General features: G+C 53.8%; 16 protein-coding genes. 8 read left to right on the top strand and 8 right to left on the bottom strand.

The features are described 5' to 3' along the window. Nucleotides 1-14: 14 nt before the first annotated feature. The gene (locus ABWO75_RS02675; protein WP_353182282.1) at nt 15-392 is read left to right on the top strand and encodes a VanZ family protein; all 378 of its coding nucleotides are present in this window, start codon (nt 15-17) and stop codon (nt 390-392) included. Nucleotides 393-529: 137 nt separating this feature from the next. Here the strand turns inward: ABWO75_RS02675 and ABWO75_RS02670 are convergent, their stop codons facing one another. Both ABWO75_RS02670 and rlmN read right to left on the bottom strand, forming a co-directional pair. Next, the gene (locus tag ABWO75_RS02670) at nt 530-1225 is read right to left on the bottom strand and encodes a ComF family protein (RefSeq protein WP_353182280.1); all 696 of its coding nucleotides are present in this window, start codon (nt 1223-1225) and stop codon (nt 530-532) included. Nucleotides 1226-1272: 47 nt separating this feature from the next. Next, nucleotides 1273-2337, bottom strand: coding sequence for a dual-specificity RNA methyltransferase RlmN (gene rlmN, locus ABWO75_RS02665; protein WP_353182278.1), 1065 nt, complete (start codon nt 2335-2337; stop codon nt 1273-1275). A gap of 99 nt (nt 2338-2436) precedes the next feature. Between rlmN and ABWO75_RS02660 the strand changes: the two genes are divergently transcribed. Both ABWO75_RS02660 and ABWO75_RS02655 read left to right on the top strand, forming a co-directional pair. After that, on the top strand, nt 2437-3606 hold the full coding sequence (locus tag ABWO75_RS02660; protein WP_353182276.1) for an amidohydrolase family protein: 1170 nt from the start codon (nt 2437-2439) through the stop codon (nt 3604-3606). Between the two features lie 10 nt (nt 3607-3616). Beyond that, the gene (locus tag ABWO75_RS02655) at nt 3617-4063 is read left to right on the top strand and encodes a (deoxy)nucleoside triphosphate pyrophosphohydrolase (RefSeq protein WP_353182274.1); all 447 of its coding nucleotides are present in this window, start codon (nt 3617-3619) and stop codon (nt 4061-4063) included. On the opposite strand, the gene ABWO75_RS02650 is transcribed toward ABWO75_RS02655, so the two are convergent. The 5 genes from ABWO75_RS02650 to ABWO75_RS02630 all read right to left on the bottom strand — a co-directional run bounded on the left by ABWO75_RS02650 (nt 4053) and on the right by ABWO75_RS02630 (nt 9403). After that, complete coding sequence (locus ABWO75_RS02650; protein ID WP_353182272.1) at nt 4053-4625, bottom strand: phosphatase PAP2 family protein; 573 nt, start codon at nt 4623-4625, stop codon at nt 4053-4055. The genes ABWO75_RS02655 and ABWO75_RS02650 overlap by 11 nt on opposite strands. 143 nt (nt 4626-4768) lie before the next feature. Beyond that, the gene (locus tag ABWO75_RS02645) at nt 4769-5134 is read right to left on the bottom strand and encodes a CoA-binding protein (RefSeq protein WP_353182270.1); all 366 of its coding nucleotides are present in this window, start codon (nt 5132-5134) and stop codon (nt 4769-4771) included. 36 nt (nt 5135-5170) lie between these two features. After that, nucleotides 5171-6364 carry a serine hydrolase domain-containing protein gene (locus tag ABWO75_RS02640; RefSeq protein ID WP_353182268.1) on the bottom strand — a complete coding sequence of 398 codons (1194 nt, stop codon included), beginning with the start codon at nt 6362-6364 and terminating at the stop codon, nt 5171-5173. 114 nt (nt 6365-6478) lie between these two features. Next, nucleotides 6479-8689: a redoxin domain-containing protein gene (locus ABWO75_RS02635; protein WP_353182266.1), complete on the bottom strand. Its 2211-nt coding sequence runs from the start codon at nt 8687-8689 to the stop codon at nt 6479-6481. A gap of 6 nt (nt 8690-8695) precedes the next feature. Further along, nucleotides 8696-9403 (bottom strand): ABC transporter ATP-binding protein, encoded by a 708-nt coding sequence (locus ABWO75_RS02630; RefSeq protein WP_353182264.1) that lies wholly within the window; start codon nt 9401-9403, stop codon nt 8696-8698. A 144-nt stretch (nt 9404-9547) separates the two neighbouring features. Between ABWO75_RS02630 and ABWO75_RS02625 the strand changes: the two genes are divergently transcribed. Then, the gene (locus ABWO75_RS02625; protein WP_353182262.1) at nt 9548-9907 is read left to right on the top strand and encodes a phage holin family protein; all 360 of its coding nucleotides are present in this window, start codon (nt 9548-9550) and stop codon (nt 9905-9907) included. On the opposite strand, the gene ABWO75_RS02620 is transcribed toward ABWO75_RS02625, so the two are convergent. Then, nucleotides 9904-11205, bottom strand: a complete 1302-nt coding sequence (locus tag ABWO75_RS02620; RefSeq protein ID WP_353182260.1) for a UDP-N-acetylmuramoyl-tripeptide--D-alanyl-D-alanine ligase — start codon at nt 11203-11205, stop codon at nt 9904-9906. The genes ABWO75_RS02625 and ABWO75_RS02620 overlap by 4 nt on opposite strands. Nucleotides 11206-11428: 223 nt before the next feature. Here ABWO75_RS02620 and ABWO75_RS02615 point away from each other — a divergent pair, with 223 nt between their 5' ends. The 4 genes from ABWO75_RS02615 to nagA all read left to right on the top strand — a co-directional run bounded on the left by ABWO75_RS02615 (nt 11429) and on the right by nagA (nt 17902). Then, complete coding sequence (locus ABWO75_RS02615) at nt 11429-13534, top strand: S9 family peptidase (RefSeq protein ID WP_353182258.1); 2106 nt, start codon at nt 11429-11431, stop codon at nt 13532-13534. Then, nucleotides 13531-15939: a serine hydrolase gene (locus ABWO75_RS02610; RefSeq protein ID WP_353182256.1), complete on the top strand. Its 2409-nt coding sequence runs from the start codon at nt 13531-13533 to the stop codon at nt 15937-15939. Before ABWO75_RS02615 ends, ABWO75_RS02610 begins: the two co-directional genes overlap by 4 nt. 6 nt (nt 15940-15945) lie before the next feature. Then, nucleotides 15946-16632, top strand: coding sequence for an N-acetylmuramoyl-L-alanine amidase (locus ABWO75_RS02605; RefSeq protein ID WP_353182254.1), 687 nt, complete (start codon nt 15946-15948; stop codon nt 16630-16632). A 157-nt stretch (nt 16633-16789) separates the two neighbouring features. Next, complete coding sequence (gene nagA, locus ABWO75_RS02600; RefSeq protein WP_353182252.1) at nt 16790-17902, top strand: N-acetylglucosamine-6-phosphate deacetylase; 1113 nt, start codon at nt 16790-16792, stop codon at nt 17900-17902. Nucleotides 17903-18082: the final 180 nt, after the last annotated feature.

The raw sequence follows: 18082 nt of genomic DNA, 5'->3' as shown, positions 1-18082 counted from the left end.
GCTCCATAGCGCGGATGAAACATTACATTTGGTCATTACTTTGGTCGGTAATCATACTGGTGCTGTGTAGCCTGCCCTCGGAAACCACGGCCGACGTTCCCAAATTCCCGGGGATCGACAAGCTGGTTCACACGGGCTTCTTTTTCGTGCTCGCCGTATTGCTTTATTATGGCGAAATCCGCAAACGGGGCACATCGCGGCCCTCCCTGCGGATATCCGTTAATGTCGTCCTGTTTTCCGTATTATTTGCCCTGCTCATCGAATACCTGCAGTGGCAGATTTTTACGTACCGGTCTGCAGAGGCCTGGGACCTTTTTGCCGATGTCGTGGGTACGGGTATGGGCGTTTTTGCCTACCTGTTACTGCATAATACCTACCGTTATGAAGAATAAACGTCCGATTTGTTTCGTCGCCTGCCTACTATTGCTGCTGTCTTTCTCTGCCTGCAGCGTGTTCCGAAAAGGCTGCAAGTGCCCGACGGTGCACCGCCATGAGGCTATCTCACCAAACTGAGACCGCTACCGGCCAGCTATAACGCATGAGCCAGTGTCACTACGCTTACGCGGACCGTGGGGTCTGCCAGCAACGCCGCGGCGCAGGCCTCTACTGTAGCCCCGGTGGTCAGTACATCATCGACCAGCAGGATGTGCCTGCCGGACAGCAGGTCCGGATCGGTCACTTCAAATACTTTTCTACTATTTTCAAACCGTTGGTAACGCCCTTTTTTGGTCTGGCTCTTTGTGGGCCGGCACTGCCTCAGCCCTTTTTCGATCAGGGGCTTTTGCATGGCTATCGAAAGGCCCCGGCCGAAGCTTGTGCTTTGGTTGTAGCCCCGGCGACGCAGCTTGCGGGGGTGTAGCGGAACGGGGATGATGCAGTCTGCTTTGCTGTAGGGTGCGGTATCGCAAAGCACTTCGCCGTATTTCCTGCCCATGGCCACGCCAATATCCGGCCGGTTCCGGTACTTAAGCTGGTGTACGATGTTTTGTACGCGCGAGGGTTCATAAAAATACAAGTATGCCGTTACGCCCTCGAGAGGCACCCGCCCCCAAAGCTGCCTCGCACCGCGGTTGGCGGGGTCTTTATGGAAATGGGTGTAGGGAAGGTGATACGCGCATGCGACGCAGATCACCTGCTCTCCTTTGCCAAGGACAGCTCCGCATCCGGCGCAGGCAGGAGGAAAAAAGAGGGATACGAAATCACGCAGGTGTGGTTTGATCAGCATCGGTTATCGGTTGATACCGATAAAGGTAAGCAATCCGGGAAGAAAACTCAAGCGTTAGGTGCGGCGGATTCTTTAATGGCCAGCTGCCCGCAGGCTGCATCGATGTCCTTTCCGCGGCTTCTGCGGATATTGGTGACGATGCCTTTTTGCCGGAGGAACGCCGCAAACTGATCGATCTTGTCCGCCGCGGCATTTTCAAAATCAGCGAATGCAATGGGATTATATTCAATAATATTCACCTTGCAGGGCACGTGCTTGCAAAAAGCTGCCAGCTCCCGGGCATCGCTTAGCTCATCATTGAACCCATTGAATACAATGTATTCGTAGGTTACCGGATTCTTTGTTTTTGCGTAAAAATATTTCAGCGCCTCGGCCAATGCGGCGAGTGAGTTTTGCGCATTGATGGGCATGATTTCATTCCGCTTTTGGTCATTGGCCGCATGCAGGGACAGGGCCAGGTTAAATTTCACACCGTCGTCGCCCAGCTTTTTGATCATTTTGGCGATACCGGCTGTTGACACCGTGATCCGCTTTGCGGCCATGTTAAGTCCGTCGGGAGCGGTGATCCGCTCAATGGATGCCAGCGTGTTGGCATAATTGAGCAGTGGCTCTCCCATACCCATGTACACAATGTTAGTCAGCGGCTGCTGGTAGTTCTCCTGTGCCTGTCCGGTGATGAGCACCACCTGATCGTAAATCTCATCGGCATTCAGGTTGCGTTTGCGGTCCATATAGCCGGTTGCACAAAATTTGCAGGTAAGACTGCAGCCCACCTGCGAACTGACGCAGGCAGTCATGCGGTCGGGAGCCGGAATCAACACCCCCTCGACAATGTTCCCGTCGGACAGCACGAAACTGCTCTTGATCGTGCTGTCTGCGCTACGCTGTGCGCGCAGCACCGTGGCTGCGTTGATGGCAAAGTGCGTATTGAGTTTTTCACGGAGCGGTTTGCTGAGGTTGCTCATTTGGTCAAAGTCGGTACAGGCTTTCTGCCAGAGCCATTCGTAAACCTGTTTGGCACGGAACGCCTGTTCGCCCATGTCGGTCAGGTGCCCGCGGAGCTGTTCCAGCGAGAGTTTGCGGATGTCGATTTTTGCTGTTGAATGAGCCACGGCACAAAGATACGGCTTTTACAGGATTTTGGTTAAGCACTGAAAAATTCACACATTTGTGGCGATGTGCATCCGCCTGGATATAAAACGGTTTATACCATGAATACGCTCCTTTCCGCAGATTATATTGTGCCGGTGACCCACCCGCCCGTGAAAAACGGGGTACTTGAAATCACCGGGGACGGTACCATTGTAGCAGTACATTCCCCCGATAGCCGGGCACTGGCTCATCGGGAAGTCTACCGCCACCGCGGAATAATCGTGCCGGGTTTTGTCAATGCCCATTGCCACCTGGAATTGTCGCATATGCTGGGCGTGATACCGAAGCATACCGGCCTGGTTCCATTTCTCCTGGCTGTAATGCGTTCGCGGACAGCGGGGGAAGATGCCGTGTTGCAGGCGATGGAAGCGGCGGACCGGCAGATGGCAGCCAACGGTATCGTTGCAGTGGGCGATCACGCCAATAACGGCCTTTCGGCGACCATTAAGCACCGGAGCAGCCTGCACTACCATACCTTCGTCGAAACCATTGGTGTAGAACCCGAACTGGCTGCGGAGAAGCTCCGGCAGTCGCGCGCGACGGCGGAAAGCTTTGACGCGAACCGCGTATCAATTACGGCGCACGCCCCCTATTCCGTATCGGGAACACTGTTTGCGTTGCTCGATGGGGCAAGGGATGTAGCGATGCCATTAAGCATACATAACCAGGAAAGTGCGGCGGAAAATGATTTCTTTCGCGACAGAAGCGGGGTATTCCTGGACTTTTACCATGCACTGAGCAAAGACATTTCCGGGTTTGCTTCCGGCGCGGAAACCGCATTGCGGGCTTATGTGCCTCACCTCGGGGCACAAACACCGCTGCTGCTGGTGCATAACACATTTTCGGTCGCGGAGGACATCCGGTTTGTCGCCGCAGCCGGACGTGAGGTAACGTGGTGCCTTTGCCCGAATGCAAATTTATATATTGAAGGTACCCTGCCCCATGTGCCCGATTTCATCCGGCATGACCAACGGATTGCCCTAGGTACCGACAGCCTGGCCTCCAACGACCAGCTTTGTATGTTGTCTGAACTCCGGACGCTGCACGAACATTTTCCTGAACTGCCATTTACAGAGACCATCAAATGGGCAACAATTAACGGCGCATCGGCACTTCGCCAGGCAGACAGGTATGGGTCGTTTGAAAAAGGCAAAAGGCCCGGAATTAACCTCCTAATGCATACCGACGGACTGGCAATCACACCGGAAACGACCGTTCACCCACTTTGACAATCCCGTGATGATGACCAAGCCGCACCCCCATCACAGGAAACACCCCCATTATGCAGTCGTTGCTGCAATCATTCAGTGCGGGGGAAATATCCTGTGTGTACAAAAAGGACCGGGAAAATACCCCTACCTACAGTATACCTACGAATTTCCGGGCGGGAAAATTGAGGAAGGGGAAAGCCCTGAGGCTGCTCTCCGGCGGGAGGTCAGGGAGGAATTGTGCCTCGACATCCGGGTAATTGACGCCTACCTCGCTGTGGAGCACGATTACCCCGATTTTAGCATTACCCTGCAAAGTTACCTGAGCACGGTTTCCGATGTGCGGCCGCTGCATCTTAACGAACATGTTCATGCCCTGTGGCTGCCCCCGGCCCGGCTTGCCGAACTGAACTGGGCTGCGGCAGACCTACCCATTGTTCGTCGGCTTTCGGACGCCCGGACGGCGGCTAGTAAATAATCCAGAAAATCAGTCCGAATAGTCCACCAAGTACAACCCCAACCAATACCTCTTCAAGTACGTGGCGTTTCAGGTACAGGCGCGACCAGGCCAATAGCGGGGCAAAAAGCAGAAAAATAGCCCCGGCTACGGCATTCATATGCAGAATCAGCAGCCCGAGGAAAGTATGGAAAGCCAAGTGCATCGAAGCCTTTACTCGGGTGTTGACCAACTGGGATATCAGCAGCAGGGAAAAGGCGCAGATCATGCCCAGCCGTAGGGTACGGTTCTGATCCGTAATCCACACAATGGCCGTGACGATCAGCAGCAGCAGCGTGATCACGATAAACCATTGCTGACGCTGAGCCTGATCCGATACATCCAGGTTGGTATACTTGCCTTTCCGGACACCGAGCAGTGTCCGCAGGCCAACCGGAATAAAGATACCCCCAATGATCAGGAGCGTGAGCAATCCGGCTTTCGCAACAGGTTCTGTGCTGAAAAGCAGGAATATAATAAACACCGGAAGGGTCAAAAAGGGATGGCCGAGCGTGGAGACGAATGTGGCAAATTTTGTTTTCAAGGGTAATAATGTACGATAAAAAGTGCGTAGCCGGCCGTTATCATTGCCAAAGTCCGTTCAACTCCCCGATTTCAGCGATGAATTTGCTTTCGAAGGCTAAGGTAACTAATCTCCCGGAAGTTAGCAATAGGGCGGGCACACCCTTAATATTGGTTGGTGGAAAGCAAAACAAGCGTGCAGGCCTGAATGGTATCAATCCCTGCGGCCTGCGCCCGTGCTTCCAGTTCCGGATTTTCAGTGCCGGGATTAAAGATGAGACGCTGTGGCTTGGTGCGGATGATGTAATCGTAATACAGGGGTTGCGTCTGTGGGCCGATATAGAGGGTAATGCTGTGAATGTCCGGCAACGGATCTCCCGCAGGCTGAATAGCAACACCGGCAACCTCGCCTTTTTTTATTCCGATGTTGACAATTTCATGGCCCGCATCAACCAGTCGGTGTGCCGCGAGGTACGCGTACCTGGAAGGGTTGGGTGTTGCCCCGATGATGAGTGTTTTCTTTTTGTCCATGACGTCGAGCACGATATACAAAGATACGGTTTTCTGCTATTCATCGCCCGCAAATTCACCCTGTGCCGAATAAGCCGCCTGCCGGATGACGGGCATGTCGAGAATTTCATACAATTCATCCAGGTGGAGCAGGCTGGCATTGACCATATTGGTCAGCAAAACAATGGTGATGTCTTTTTTTAGGTCGCGGATAAACAGGCTGCGGAAACCGTGCCACCAGCCGGTGTGGTAAACCACCTGGTGATTGCCCGGATCAAACGTACGCCAGCCATAGCCGTAATTAAACAGCGTTTTAATGGCCTTGCTGCGGCCGACATAGGCCGAGTCCTGCGTCTCCATTTTGAGCAGACGCCCATCCCGCAGGGCGCGGTCAAACAGGAAGAGGTCCTGCACGGTACTGTACGTACCCTTATCCCCCACGGGGCCATCCTGAAAATTCTGGACAACCGAACGGCGCCATACCCGGTCGTGGCCAATGACTTTGACCGGTATTTTTTCATATACCGCCTTGGAATACACCGCCGTATTTTTCATTCCTGCCGGACCGAATACATTTTCCTGCATATAGACCGCAAAATCCTGCCCGGTTACCTTTTCCACGATGGCGGCGAGGATCATGTAGTTGGTGTTGTTATAAAAATACCGTACATCCGGACTGGCATACCTCTCCGGCTTGTGCTTTTCGAAGAGCGCCATGACGTCCATATTCGTCATCCCCTTTTGCCGGTCGGGCCACACCTTATCGGTAAAATACAGGTAATTGGTCAAGCCGGAACGATGGCTGAGCAACATCTTAATGGTAATACCGGGATATGGAAAATTCGGAAAAAATTCGTCCACCGTTTGATCAAGTGAGATTTTCTCTGCTTCCCAGAGTTGGAGTACAGCCGTCGCTGTCAGCGGCTTGGAAACCGATGCCAGCTCAAATTGAGACGTGATGTTCAGGCTGTCTTTGTGCAGGTAATCTGCCCAGCCGAAGGCATTCTGGTAAATGATTTTGCCGTTTTTGGCCACCAGCACGTTCCCGTTGAATCCGGATCTGCGGTGCAACCGCTGCATAAATGCATCGAGCCGGGGGTCTGCCCCAGCGCTATCGTAGACCAATGCCAGGCTATCTTTTTCGTGCTGTTTTTTTGCGGCGCGGATTTTTCTCTTTTCGGAAGACGTACATGATGCGACAAGCGCGGTAAACAAAAGAAATAAGAAAGCGAGTCTGAATACGTATTGCACTATGCGATTAACTATTAAGTGATGGACGAAAATTATGCGCGGCTAAATTAGGGTAATATGGCCCCAATACAAAATCCCCTGCTGTATTTAACGGATATATTACCGTTGTATTATTCAATCCGCCATCCCCAGTGCATTGCGTAGCAGGATTTCAAAGGCGCTTTCCGAAGGCAGCGGCATTTTGGCGTGGACGAAGCGACCCTCGGGATCGATAAAAATGAACTGGGGAATCACGGAAGCGCGGTATTCCCGCCCGAAGGAGCCGTTGTCCAGCACCCGCCATTGCAATACCGATTCAGATTTGTTTTTAGCGTCAATGTGCCACTTGCTTTCGTCGCGGTCGACACTAAGCGCAAGAAAACGAACCGGCTGGTCCTTATATTTGATTGCCAATTTTTCAAAAAGCGGAGACAGCTTTTTGCATGGCGCACACCAGGTCGCCCAAACATCAATAAGCAGGTGCTGGCCGCGGAGATCGTCCAGCGATACCGCGTTACCGGTTAAGTCCATCGCCTGAAATATGGGTGCGGCCACCCCTGCATTCAAGCGCTGCAACCGGTAATAAGTTTGCATTAGCCGTCCGTTTAGGTGCCCGTCGGAAATTAACCCCGCATACCGATCAATCAGCGCGGCCCGCTCGGATCCGTCCGTAATGCTGTTCAGACTTTTATCCAGCTGCCAATAAAGGGCCTTGTTCCTGAAGTCGCCTTCGGGTAAGGTGCTTATGCCCTCGAGCGCCTTTATATCCTGCCAGATATTGGTTTGGTTGGAAGCGGTGAGGCGGTATACCACATATTCCATGTAGGTCTCATTACCCAGCAGTTGCCCATCGGTTAATGACACCCGCGCACTTATTTCCCGCATTTCAGGAGTCAGTTCGGTACTTTCATCCGGAAATGCGGCAAGGCGATCTTGCCGATACGTGTTCCAGTAGTTGAGGTACTGTACGGCGAGCAGCTTGTCGGCACGTGCATTAAAATCGTCGCGGGTGGTGTAGCCGTCCACCGTTTTGAAACGTTTGCGTCCGCGCAGGGCTTTCTTCCATTCCTGGTGGATTGCCGCGCTGAAACCCGCTGGGTTATCCAGGAAAATATGCTGTTGTAAGTAATGATTGGCTATCGATTGGACCTGTGCTGGCGGTGGAAGCTGGTTTTCCGCGAGCCGGGTGCCGGTTACCGTTAAGGCATTTGCCTGTTCATTTAACCGGGCTTTGATGTAGATGCTGTCGGTTCCACCAAAGTAAAGCTGTTTTCCAAAATAATCATCGAACAGGACGACATAGTAATCGTTGGCAATATCATCCGGAAAAACATGGTGGAATTTATTTTCGTTGATGGGTATGGTGGCAAGGGTGTCGTGCAGGACCGGATTGATAACATATAGTGCACGCAACGGCAATGACGTGTCTATTTCTCCCGCCAAGACAGTAGCCTTATAGGGCGGGGATATTTTGGGAATCAACAGGTAGCCTGTCAGGCCACCGAAGACGACCCCTACCGCTGCCAGCGGCAACGACCGCGACAGCGGACTAAAAAACGCTCGTTTTAAGGTTTTATGACGATACCACTGAAATCCGACGTATAACAGCAGGGTGGCCAAACACAGGCAGACAGCATCGGTATAAGTAAGCCAGTAACCCAGGTCGCTTCTGATGCTATAATCGCGAGAAAGGATATGATAAGGATACCAATCGAAGTTGAGTCCCTGCGACCGGAGTAGCGAGCCGCCCAATAACCCACCGAATCCAACCAGAACGGACCAGATAAAACCCGGTATCAGTACGGCGATTACATACTGCACTGCCGCAACATACAGGCTTGCCACGAAGAGCCGGGCAGCGAGTTGAAGGAGCGCCAGGTACGGAATATCCAGCACCGCATTGGTCGGTACGCCGGTGAGCCTAAGCGTAATCCAGCCCATCACCAATCCGGACAGGATCAGCGTGCCGATGGCTATGGTGTTACTGATGAGCACAACGGAAAACTTGGAAAAATAGATCGCAGTCTTGGCCAGGGGCTGCAACTCCATGAGACGCCATCCGCCGGTTCGATGATCAAGCTGCGTGACCCTGCTGGTGAGCACAATAATCAGCAACGGAAAGAAGAAGTTCGCAAACGGAATCGTGGATTCCGTGATGAAGTTCAGGTAGAACGAATAAGCAAAGGGCTTCGTTTGCTGAATATTCCGATAAAGGATAATGAACAGCGTCATTAAGGGGAACAGCGCCCCCATTAGCGCGCTCATTATATAGATGCCCGTTCCTTTTTTCTTGATGTGCTCTGCCCGTAGCGTCGCAGTAAATGAAGTTCGCGTAGAAGTGATCATGTGAAGTCAATTTAGATTACTGGTTAACGACATAAACCACTGTTCAAGGTTGTTTCCGGCGTTGACCGGTCCCTCGAATTTTAGCTCCCCCTGGTGGATGACTCCGATGTGCGTGCACATTTTCTCAATTTCGGCTAGTAAGTGGCTGGAAATGAAGACGGTTATACCCCGTTCCTTGTTAAGCCGTACCAGCAGCTGCCGGATTTCCATCATGCCGTGTGGGTCAAGCCCATTGACCGGCTCATCCAGGATCAGCAATTCCGGCTCCCCCAGCAGCGCCATGGCAATGGCCAGCCGCTGTTTCATACCCAGGGAATACTGACGGACCCTGCGCCTGCCATCCTGGGTAAGCCCCACCTGGGCCAGGGCATGCGGAATTTTCTTTTCATCGATACCCCGCAACCTGGCCATGTAACGGAGGTTGTTAATACCGCTGAGGTGCAGGTACAATGCGGGTTGTTCCACCAATGCGCCCACCTTGGTAAACACGTGGGGCAACTGCTGCTGCAATGGCACGCCGAACAGGTGGATGGCACCTCCCTGTTGGGGGATAAGCCCCGTAAGCAACATCATGGTTGTCGATTTTCCCGCACCATTTGGCCCCAGAAAGCCGTAGATTGAGCCTTTGGGCACATGGAGTGAAACTCCGTTAAGCACCTTTTTACCCGCTGCATACTGAAAATCCAGCGCATCGGTTTGGATGATGTAGTCCATAATTGGTTCGTTTCTATGGGTATAGATGGACGACCGGTGTAAATTCCACAATAAATTTGTTAATTTTATCGTGTTGCCGTAAAACAAAAAGGCATAAAACCTTATTTATCCTTAACTAATGATTCACCTTAAAGCTTAAACAACATGCGTTTTATCATTGACGTGCTATTGACAGGATTAGCCATTTTCGTAGGGGCCTATATCCTTCCCGATTCAGCGGTACAGGTGGCGGGATTCTGGTGGGCGGTATTGGCCGGATTAATTATCGCATTGGTAAATGCCACTGTAGGTACGGTATTGCGGCTGTTTACCCTGCCGTTGAACATTCTGACGCTGGGGCTCGTTTCATTTATTATCACGGTGCTGATGGTGCAATTCACCAGCTACTTGATGGGCAGCAAGTTTGATGTGGCCAACTTCTGGTGGGCGGCGGTGTTCGCGCTGGTTGTCGCACTGATCCAGTTATTGCTGGGGGGTATATTTGGCGGCAAGCCCCGGGATTAGAGGCTATCCATCAGTTTTTCGAAGGCCATACTCCGGGAAGCCTTGAGGAGTACCAGGGCGCCGGTTATTGGACGAAGCTGTAATGCGGCTTTAGCTGCATCGGTCGTATCGTGGAATTCGGCCCCGGGACGCTTATGCCGTGCGAACTCATGACCCACAAACAGCACCCGGTCGACCCCCATTGCACAGGCAAGGTCTACCAGTTTCCGGTGTTCTTCGGGAGATGCCTCGCCCAACTCAAACATATCACCCAGGATAATTACTTTGCGGTCGGCCTTGAGCAGCTTCAGGTTTTCGAGCGCCGCAGCCATGCTGCTGGCATTGGCGTTGTAGTAATCGCGGATAACGGTATTGGCTGCTGTTTTGGTCAGCTGCGATCGATTGTTGGACGGTGTGTAATCGGTAAGCCCTTTGTTAATGTCAGTTGCGCTGACACCGAAATGCCGGCCAACGCAAACCGCGGCCAACAGGTTTTCGGTATTGTAAGCGCCGGTAAGCCGCGTGGTTACCGTATGATGTGTATGGCTACCGTGGGCATGCCACTGTATTTCCAGTACGGGATCGGCCGATTGCAGTATACCGACGACGTCGTTACCTTCCGAAAAGCCGTAGGTAACCGGTTGGTTAATGGCTCGTGATTCGGCCATTTCCCGCAGATTCGGGTTGTCCTGCTGTAAAAAAACAGTACCGCCATGGCCCGCCAGGTAGTCGTAAAGCTCCCCTTTGGTCCGCATGACCCCTTCAAAACCGCCAAAACCCTCCAGATGAGCCTTGCCGACATTCGTAATAAGTCCGTGGGTAGGTTGGGCGATGTTGCAGAGAAACGCGATTTCGCCGGGGTGGTTGGCCCCCATTTCGACAATGGCCAGCTGCGTTTGCCTATCCAGGGACAATAATGTGAGCGGCACGCCGATGTGGTTGTTGAGGTTCCCCTGGGTCGCGTAGGTGTTGAACGTTCGGGATAGCACGGCGTGCAACAGCTCCTTGGTGGTGGTTTTGCCATTGCTGCCGGTAATGCCGATAATGGGAATCCGGAGCTGCTCGCGGTGATACCGGGCCAATTCCTGTAAAGCAGCCAGCGTGTCCGCCACCAATACAAAGCGATCGTCCTGCCGATACCGTGGCTCATCGATGACAGCATAGCGGGCCCCTTTTTCAAGAGCCTCCGCGGCAAACGCATTGCCATTGAAATGGGCACCCTTAAGGGCAAAAAAAAGACTATTGGGTTTAATGGCGCGGGTATCGGTGGATATCCTCGGGCACTCTTGGTAATAGCGGTATAACGATGCGGGTTGCATGGTACAAGTTTAGGTAAAAAAAGATTCTTTTTTACCATTTTCATACCTGTCCGCCCGAAGGTTTTTCAATGATTCAATCTAGGTGATCCCATTGGCTTATTGGCATATTCAACTATTTTACTTATCCTTGTTTCTCCAAAAAGAGTTTTTCTTGTACTAACCATCCAACGCGGCACCGGCAATTGCCGGGCCCGCGCGATCGATGAACACCTAAATAGAACGCATGAGGTTATTTACATTACTAGTTTTGCTGTGTTGTTCCGGAAACCCGCTGATGGCACAGTCGCCCACTGTCGAAGCGCTTACTGCTTATCCTTTTCCTTCCGAATTGCGCGCATCGGCGACGGGAAACCGGGTAGTCTTGGCCATTAACCAACAGGGCCGCCGAAACCTGTATGCTGCCGAAGGGCCTTCGTTTGTGCTGCGTAAATTGACGGCCTACGATGCGGATTTTGGCGATGAGATAACCGGCGTGCAGCTCTCGGCCGACGGAAAATGGGTTGTTTTTGTGAAGGGGGGCGATCATGGGGCATATAACGGCAGCACGCCGCGAAATCCGGCCTCGTTGCCGGCGCCACCGAAGGTTCAGGTCTGGAGCGTCCCTTTTGAAGGCGGCGCACCCGTCCTGCTGGGTGACGGGGATGAGCCTGCGATCGCTCCCGGGGACGACCGGGTGGCGTTTCTGCGGGATGGGCAGGTTTGGATCAGCCCGATAGGTGGCTCGGAAAAGCCGGAACCCCTATTTTATGCCCGGGGGGAGAACGGCTCGTTGCAATGGTCGCCGGATGGGCGGTCGCTGGCTTTTGTGTCGGCGCGGGGCGACCACTCTTTTATTGGCGTTTACCATGGCGACGACCGGCGCGTTCAGTGGATTGTTCCGGCGTTTGCATACGACAGCTCGCCGAGCTGGTCGCCCGACGGAAAGCGGCTCGCTTTTGTGCGCCGGAATAGTTCCGGAGGCCTCCCGGACTCCATTTTAGCTCCGGTAAAAAACCCGTGGTCGATCTGGACGGCGGATGTTGCCGGGGGTGTGGGAAGCCGCGTCTGGCAGTCGCCGCAGACCCCTCAGGGCGCCGTACCGACGACGCACGGCGGGACCAACCTGCGCTGGGCGGGAAAGAACCGCATCACATTCGTCTCCTATCACGACGGGTGGCCGCACTTGTATTCCATACCCGAAACGGGCGGGGCAGCGCTGCTGCTCACTCCCGGCGACTTCATGGTGGAGCATATCACGCTTTCTCCCGATAAAATGTGGTTGCTGGCGAGCGCGAATACGGGGCCCGACGGCGATGACATCGACCGCAGGCACCTGATCCGGGTCCCGGTGGACCAGCCGGCTATGGAAGTGCTTACACCGGGGACGGGTATTGAAACATTTCCGACGGTTACCGGGGATGGAGCACACGTTGTGTTTTTCAGCGCTACGGCAACCCGCCCCACACTGCCTGCCATAGTCGATTGGCCCGGTACCGGGAAAGCAGCCCGACTATTGGGGGAAGCGCTGATTCCCGACGCGCTGAAGAATGCTGCGCAGGTTGTGCCGAAGCGGGTGGAATTCAAGGCTCCGGATGGTGAGACTGTATATGGCCAGCTGTTTGAGCCGAAAGGCGGGGCGGCGAAGAAGCCGGCTATCGTGTTTATCCACGGCGGCCCGCAGCGACAGATGCTATTGGGTTGGCACTATGGCGATTACTACGCCAATACATATGCCCTCAATCAATACTTGGTAAGCCGGGGCTTTGTGGTACTGGCGGTCAACTACCGGTTGGGCATTGGCTATGGCTATGATTTTCATAAGCCGCTTTTTGCGGGTCGATATGGTGCTTCGGAATACCAGGATATCAAAGCCGCGGGCGAATGGCTGGCGGCTTTACCGCAGGTCGATGCCTCCCGGATTGGGGTATATGGCGGGTCGTACGGCGGTTACCTTACTGCGCTGGCGCTGGGCAAGGATTCGGACCTATTTGCGGCAGGCGTGGATATCCATGGGGTTCATAATTATATTGGCCGGATTCCACCGGTAAGTGCCGAGCCGGCACCCGATGCGGAGCGGGCAATTGCCCTGGCGAGGGATGCTTCGCCGGTATCGTATGTAGGCACGTGGCGGTCGCCGGTACTGCTTATCCACGGCGACCACGATGGGAATGTGGACTTTCAGCAGAGTATTGACCTTGTCCGCCGGCTACAGCAGCACGATGTCCCGCATGAAACCTTGGTCATACCGGATGAGACCCATCACTGGATGTTGTATAAGCATCAGGTACTGGTGGATCAGGCGGTTGCTGACTTTCTCGAAAAACACCTTATTGAACAAAAAAACCAATGATAATCAGCAAGAAAATCGGTCTGGGCATTTTATTGCTGGCTAGCCTGGGCTGGAGCGGCGCCAATGCCCAGCAGGCGTTGCCGCCGGGGCTCGATGCATACATCGCCCGTGTACTTGACACATTTGACGTTCCGGGTGTCGGCGTGGGCATCGTAAAGGATGGCCAGGTAGTCCTGGCAAAGGGATACGGCGTGAGGCGCCTGGGTAGCCCTGAACCGGTGGATGAGCATACGCTGTTCAGCATTGCTTCAAACAGTAAGGCATTCACGGCAACGGCGCTGGCCATGCTGGTCGAAGCAGGAAAGCTGAAATGGGAAGATCGGGTGATTGACTACCTGCCGTGGTTTGCGCTTTCGGATGATTACGTGACACAGCACCTGACCATCCGCGACCTTCTGGTGCACCATAGCGGATTGCCGGCTTATGTAAACGACCTCTTGCTGTTTCCGCCATCGACTTTTACCCGCAGGGAACTGCTCACCAAACTGAAGGATGTGCCGCTGGAGCACGACTTCCGGTCGGTCTATGCCTACGACAACATCCTGTATGTCGCCGCCGGCGAGGTGATTGAAGCCGTGTCGGGCATGGCGTGGGAAACATTTGTCAGCCGTCGGATTTTCGACCGGGTGGGCATGCCCAATAGCATCAGCCGTTTCTCCTCGTTACGGGAGCAGTCGAATGTGGCGTATGCCCACGCACGCCGCGGGGGAAAGGTGAGGCCGGTTGACTCGTTTTTTGACCGGAATATCGGTGATCCTGGAAATCCCGTTGGGGGCATCGCCTCTTCTGCAGCCGATATGGCCAATTGGCTCATTACGCACTTGGATTCGGGGCGAACACCGGAACATGGCCGGCTATTTGCGCCCGAAGCAACGGAACAACTCTGGAAGATCGTCCGTCCGATGCCCATCTCCAGTGAACCGGAATGGCTGAAACCGGCACAGAAGAATTTTTACGGTTACGCGCTCGGGTTCCGTACCTACGATTACCGCGGCGTCAAAGTGGTAGGCCACGGCGGATTGCTTACCGGCTTCGTGTCGCAGCTGGCCATGGTGCCCGAACAGCGCCTAGGCGTGGTGGTGTTGACCAACCAGCTTTCTTCCGGCGCTTACTGGGCGATTATTAACCACATCCTGGATTATTACCTCGACGCCCCGCCGTTCGACTGGATAGCGGGATATAAAAAGGAACTGGACCGGTCGATCGAACGGCAGGACTCGATTGCGCGCACCCGAAAAACGCCAACCCCCGACCCGGCCTGGAAGCGCACGCTCCCACTGGCTGCCTATACCGGAGCATACCGCGATGGCTTCATTGGCAGGGCCATCATAAAGGCGAAAACAGACAGCAACCTGCACGTCCAATTTACGCGGTCTCCAGAACTCAGCGGTAAACTGGTGCATTTCCATGGCGACCTCTTCCGGTTGGTATATGACAACAAGGGCGGTGGCGAGGGACCTTTCCTCTCCTTTGCCCTTAATCCGGACAAAACGATCCGGGAGGCACGGTTTGTCCCGGCCGACGCTTCGGACAGTGAACTGGAACAGCTGGTGCTGAGGCCGGACAAATCAGCTATCCTCGATACAGCTGATCTGCGCCGGCGGATATCGGAAGTATTGGATAAATATCCCAGTGGTCGTTTTGCTTATGCCTTTCTGGACCTGCAGACGGGTGAACGGATGGACTACCGGTCCGACGAACGGTTCCACGCGGCCAGTACCATGAAAACCGCTGTTGTGGCGGCGGCCTTTGGTCAGCAGGCACAGGGAAAACTCGCGCTGACTGATTCTGTTGTAGTGTACAATCAGTTTAAGAGCATTGTGGATAACAGCACCTATTCGCTGCGCCCGGAAAACGACAGCGAACAGCTGCTGTATAGCCAGGTAGGTAAAAAGGTGACGTGGGGAGACCTGCTATACCGGATGATTACCGAAAGCAGTAACCTGGCCACAAACATCGTTGTCGATCAGGTTGGTGCCAAACGGGTTATGCAGGCTATGCGGGCAATCGGTGCGAAGGACATCCAGGTACTGCGGGGGGTGGAAGACGACAAGGCGTTTAAAAAGGGACTTAATAATACGGTAACCGCCCATGATCTGTTATTGATTTTTGAGCGGATGGCAAGGGGAAGCCTGGTGAACGCACCCGCAAGTGAGGCCATGATCGATATCCTAATGGACCAGCATTACCGCGGCATGATCCCCGCCAAACTGCCGGACGGGGTGAAAGTGGCCAACAAAACGGGTTCAATTTCCGGGATTTGCCACGATTCGGGAATAGTCTTCCTGCCGGACGGTCGCCGCTATGTGCTGGTGCTCCTGTCGGGTAATGTGGAGGGACCCACAGCACGTGGTGTATTGGCTTCCGTTTCAAAACTGTTTTACGATTATGTATCCAATAACTAAGACCAAATGAACATATTTAACTACCGGCTGGCAACAGGCCCCGGCATTTTTTTTCTACTTTTAATGGTATCGTTACTTTCGGGCTGTTCGCGGTCTACCTTCCGGATATTTGAAAAGCCGCTTGATTTCAATGCAGAGCGGCAAGCCCTGTCGCTGGCTTACCTGAAGGAGCGTCACGGTATGGAAAAAGAAACCCCGTCCATCGAGCCCCGGGTAATCGTCCTGCACTGGACCGCAATCCCGAGCGTCGAGAAGACGTTTGATGTTTTTGCCCCTTCAACACTGCCCACAGCCCGGGCGTCCATCTCTGGAGCAAGCGCGCTTAATGTATCTTCCCAATTTGTGGTCGACCGCGACGGCACGATCTTCCGGCTGCTCCCGGATACCGCGTTCGCACGGCACGTGATCGGACTGAATTATTGCGCCATTGGTGTGGAGAATATCGGAAGCAGCAATATGCCGCTTACCCGGGCGCAGGTGAAGGCCAATGAGGCCCTGATCCGGTACCTTAAAACCAAATACCCCATTGCGTATGTGATCGGGCACCACGAATACCAACGATTCCGGGACCACCCGCTGTGGAAAGAAACCGACCCCGATTATTTAACTCAAAAGTCGGATCCGGGCGACAAATTTATGCGAAAAGTGCGGCACCGGATCCGGGACCTGAATCTACAGGGTGTACCGCAATAATACCCGTTTTCGCCGTGTGAAACCGATGGCCGGCCAGTGCCTGTTCTTGCCGTTTTAATACACTGAGGTCCGGATATTCGCATAAAAAAGCATTGTTTAATGAGACAAATCATTATTTTGCAGGACTGATCCGCACCTGCGGACCGAAGTTAATACGATGAAAAGTTATACCGCAATTACCAATGGCCGCATCTACACAGGGGAAGGTGTACTGGAAGGCAAAGCCTTGTTGATACATGGAGATACCGTAGTTGACCTGATCGACGAACAGGCACTGCCCGAAGCCGCACAGCGTATTGATGCCAGCGGTCTGGACATCGCTCCGGGATTAATTGATTTACAGATTTATGGCGGGGGCACCCGGCTTTTCTCCGAAGCCCCTACCCCCGAGTCGCTGGCGCACATTGCTGCCGCGCTGGTGCAGACCGGGACAACCGGCTTTATGTTGACACTTGCTACTAACACCCCGGCGATATTTGACCAGGCAATTGAGGCAGCGAACGCGTATAGTCATCCGGCCTTTATGGGCCTGCATTTCGAAGGCCCATACCTGAACGCGGTCAAACGCGGGGCGCATCCCGCCGAACTGATCCGGCAGCCCGACAGGGCCGAGCTTTCGGACCTGCTTGAACGTGCCGGGGGCCAGGTTAAAATCATGACCATTGCGCCGGAAACATTCAATGCTGACTGCCTGGACGTGCTCCTTCAGCATGATGTGCTGCTTTCTGCCGGACATAGCAATGCGACGTATCAGGAGGCCATGGCCGGATTTGATCGGGGAATTAAAGCAGCAACCCACCTTTTCAATGCCATGTCGCCGCTACACCACCGTGAAGTTGGATTGCCCGGCGCGGCTTTTTTTCATGAAAGGGCATGCGCGAGCATTATCGCCGATGGAATACATGTTGACTATAAAGCGGTTTCGCTGAGCAAAAAGCTGATGGGTGAACGCCTGTTTCTCATTACAGATGCAGTTACGGAAGCTGCAACGGGCATCTATACCCATGTTCGGAACGGCGACCACTTTACGCTGCCCGACGGGACACTCTCGGGATCGGCACTCAGTCTGATGGATGCCGTTGCCAATTGTGTAAGGCATGTGGGGATTCCCCTTGACGAAGCGTTACGCATGGCCTCTTTGTACCCCGCCCGCTTAATCGGTGCGGACCACCTGGGCCGCATTGCCCCAGGCGCCCGTGCCAACCTTATACTGTTCGACGGGGAGTATCGGGTACAGCAGGTGCTGCTGGACGGCGTGACACAGCGATAGCGTTGTGCCGGAGCGTTTTCATATACCGGCAACCTGACCGGCGCAGGAAACGGCGTTGACGCTGAATGAAAGATAAAGCGGTTTTGTTTTGCTTTTTAATAAAGCGCGCAAAAACATGCAGATTTTCAGATAATGTTTTCTATACTTGTAAGATAGCCCGGGAGTTCGTGCACGACCATT

Origin of the sequence: Parapedobacter lycopersici, from assembly GCF_040395035.1 — a bacterium.
In the GTDB taxonomy this organism is placed as follows: Bacteria; Bacteroidota; Bacteroidia; order Sphingobacteriales; family Sphingobacteriaceae; genus Parapedobacter; species Parapedobacter lycopersici_A.
Note: the sequence above shows the minus strand (reverse complement) of the source record. Positions and strands in the feature narration are given on the sequence as shown.

What these genes read in the sequence shown, in the direction of transcription:
- ABWO75_RS02645 (WP_353182270.1), bottom strand. Translation starts at nt 5,134, where the DNA reads ATGGACAAAAAGAAAACACTCATCATCGGGGCAACACCCAACCCTTCC.
- ABWO75_RS02625 (WP_353182262.1), top strand. Translation starts at nt 9,548, where the DNA reads ATGCGTTTTATCATTGACGTGCTATTGACAGGATTAGCCATTTTCGTA.
- ABWO75_RS02610 (WP_353182256.1), top strand. Translation starts at nt 13,531, where the DNA reads ATGATAATCAGCAAGAAAATCGGTCTGGGCATTTTATTGCTGGCTAGC.
- ABWO75_RS02670 (WP_353182280.1), bottom strand. Translation starts at nt 1,225, where the DNA reads ATGCTGATCAAACCACACCTGCGTGATTTCGTATCCCTCTTTTTTCCT.
- ABWO75_RS02615 (WP_353182258.1), top strand. Translation starts at nt 11,429, where the DNA reads ATGAGGTTATTTACATTACTAGTTTTGCTGTGTTGTTCCGGAAACCCG.
- ABWO75_RS02675 (WP_353182282.1), top strand. Translation starts at nt 15, where the DNA reads ATGAAACATTACATTTGGTCATTACTTTGGTCGGTAATCATACTGGTG.
- ABWO75_RS02620 (WP_353182260.1), bottom strand. Translation starts at nt 11,205, where the DNA reads ATGCAACCCGCATCGTTATACCGCTATTACCAAGAGTGCCCGAGGATA.
- ABWO75_RS02655 (WP_353182274.1), top strand. Translation starts at nt 3,617, where the DNA reads ATGATGACCAAGCCGCACCCCCATCACAGGAAACACCCCCATTATGCA.
- ABWO75_RS02660 (WP_353182276.1), top strand. Translation starts at nt 2,437, where the DNA reads ATGAATACGCTCCTTTCCGCAGATTATATTGTGCCGGTGACCCACCCG.
- ABWO75_RS02635 (WP_353182266.1), bottom strand. Translation starts at nt 8,689, where the DNA reads ATGATCACTTCTACGCGAACTTCATTTACTGCGACGCTACGGGCAGAG.
- ABWO75_RS02605 (WP_353182254.1), top strand. Translation starts at nt 15,946, where the DNA reads ATGAACATATTTAACTACCGGCTGGCAACAGGCCCCGGCATTTTTTTT.
- ABWO75_RS02630 (WP_353182264.1), bottom strand. Translation starts at nt 9,403, where the DNA reads ATGGACTACATCATCCAAACCGATGCGCTGGATTTTCAGTATGCAGCG.
- nagA (WP_353182252.1), top strand. Translation starts at nt 16,790, where the DNA reads ATGAAAAGTTATACCGCAATTACCAATGGCCGCATCTACACAGGGGAA.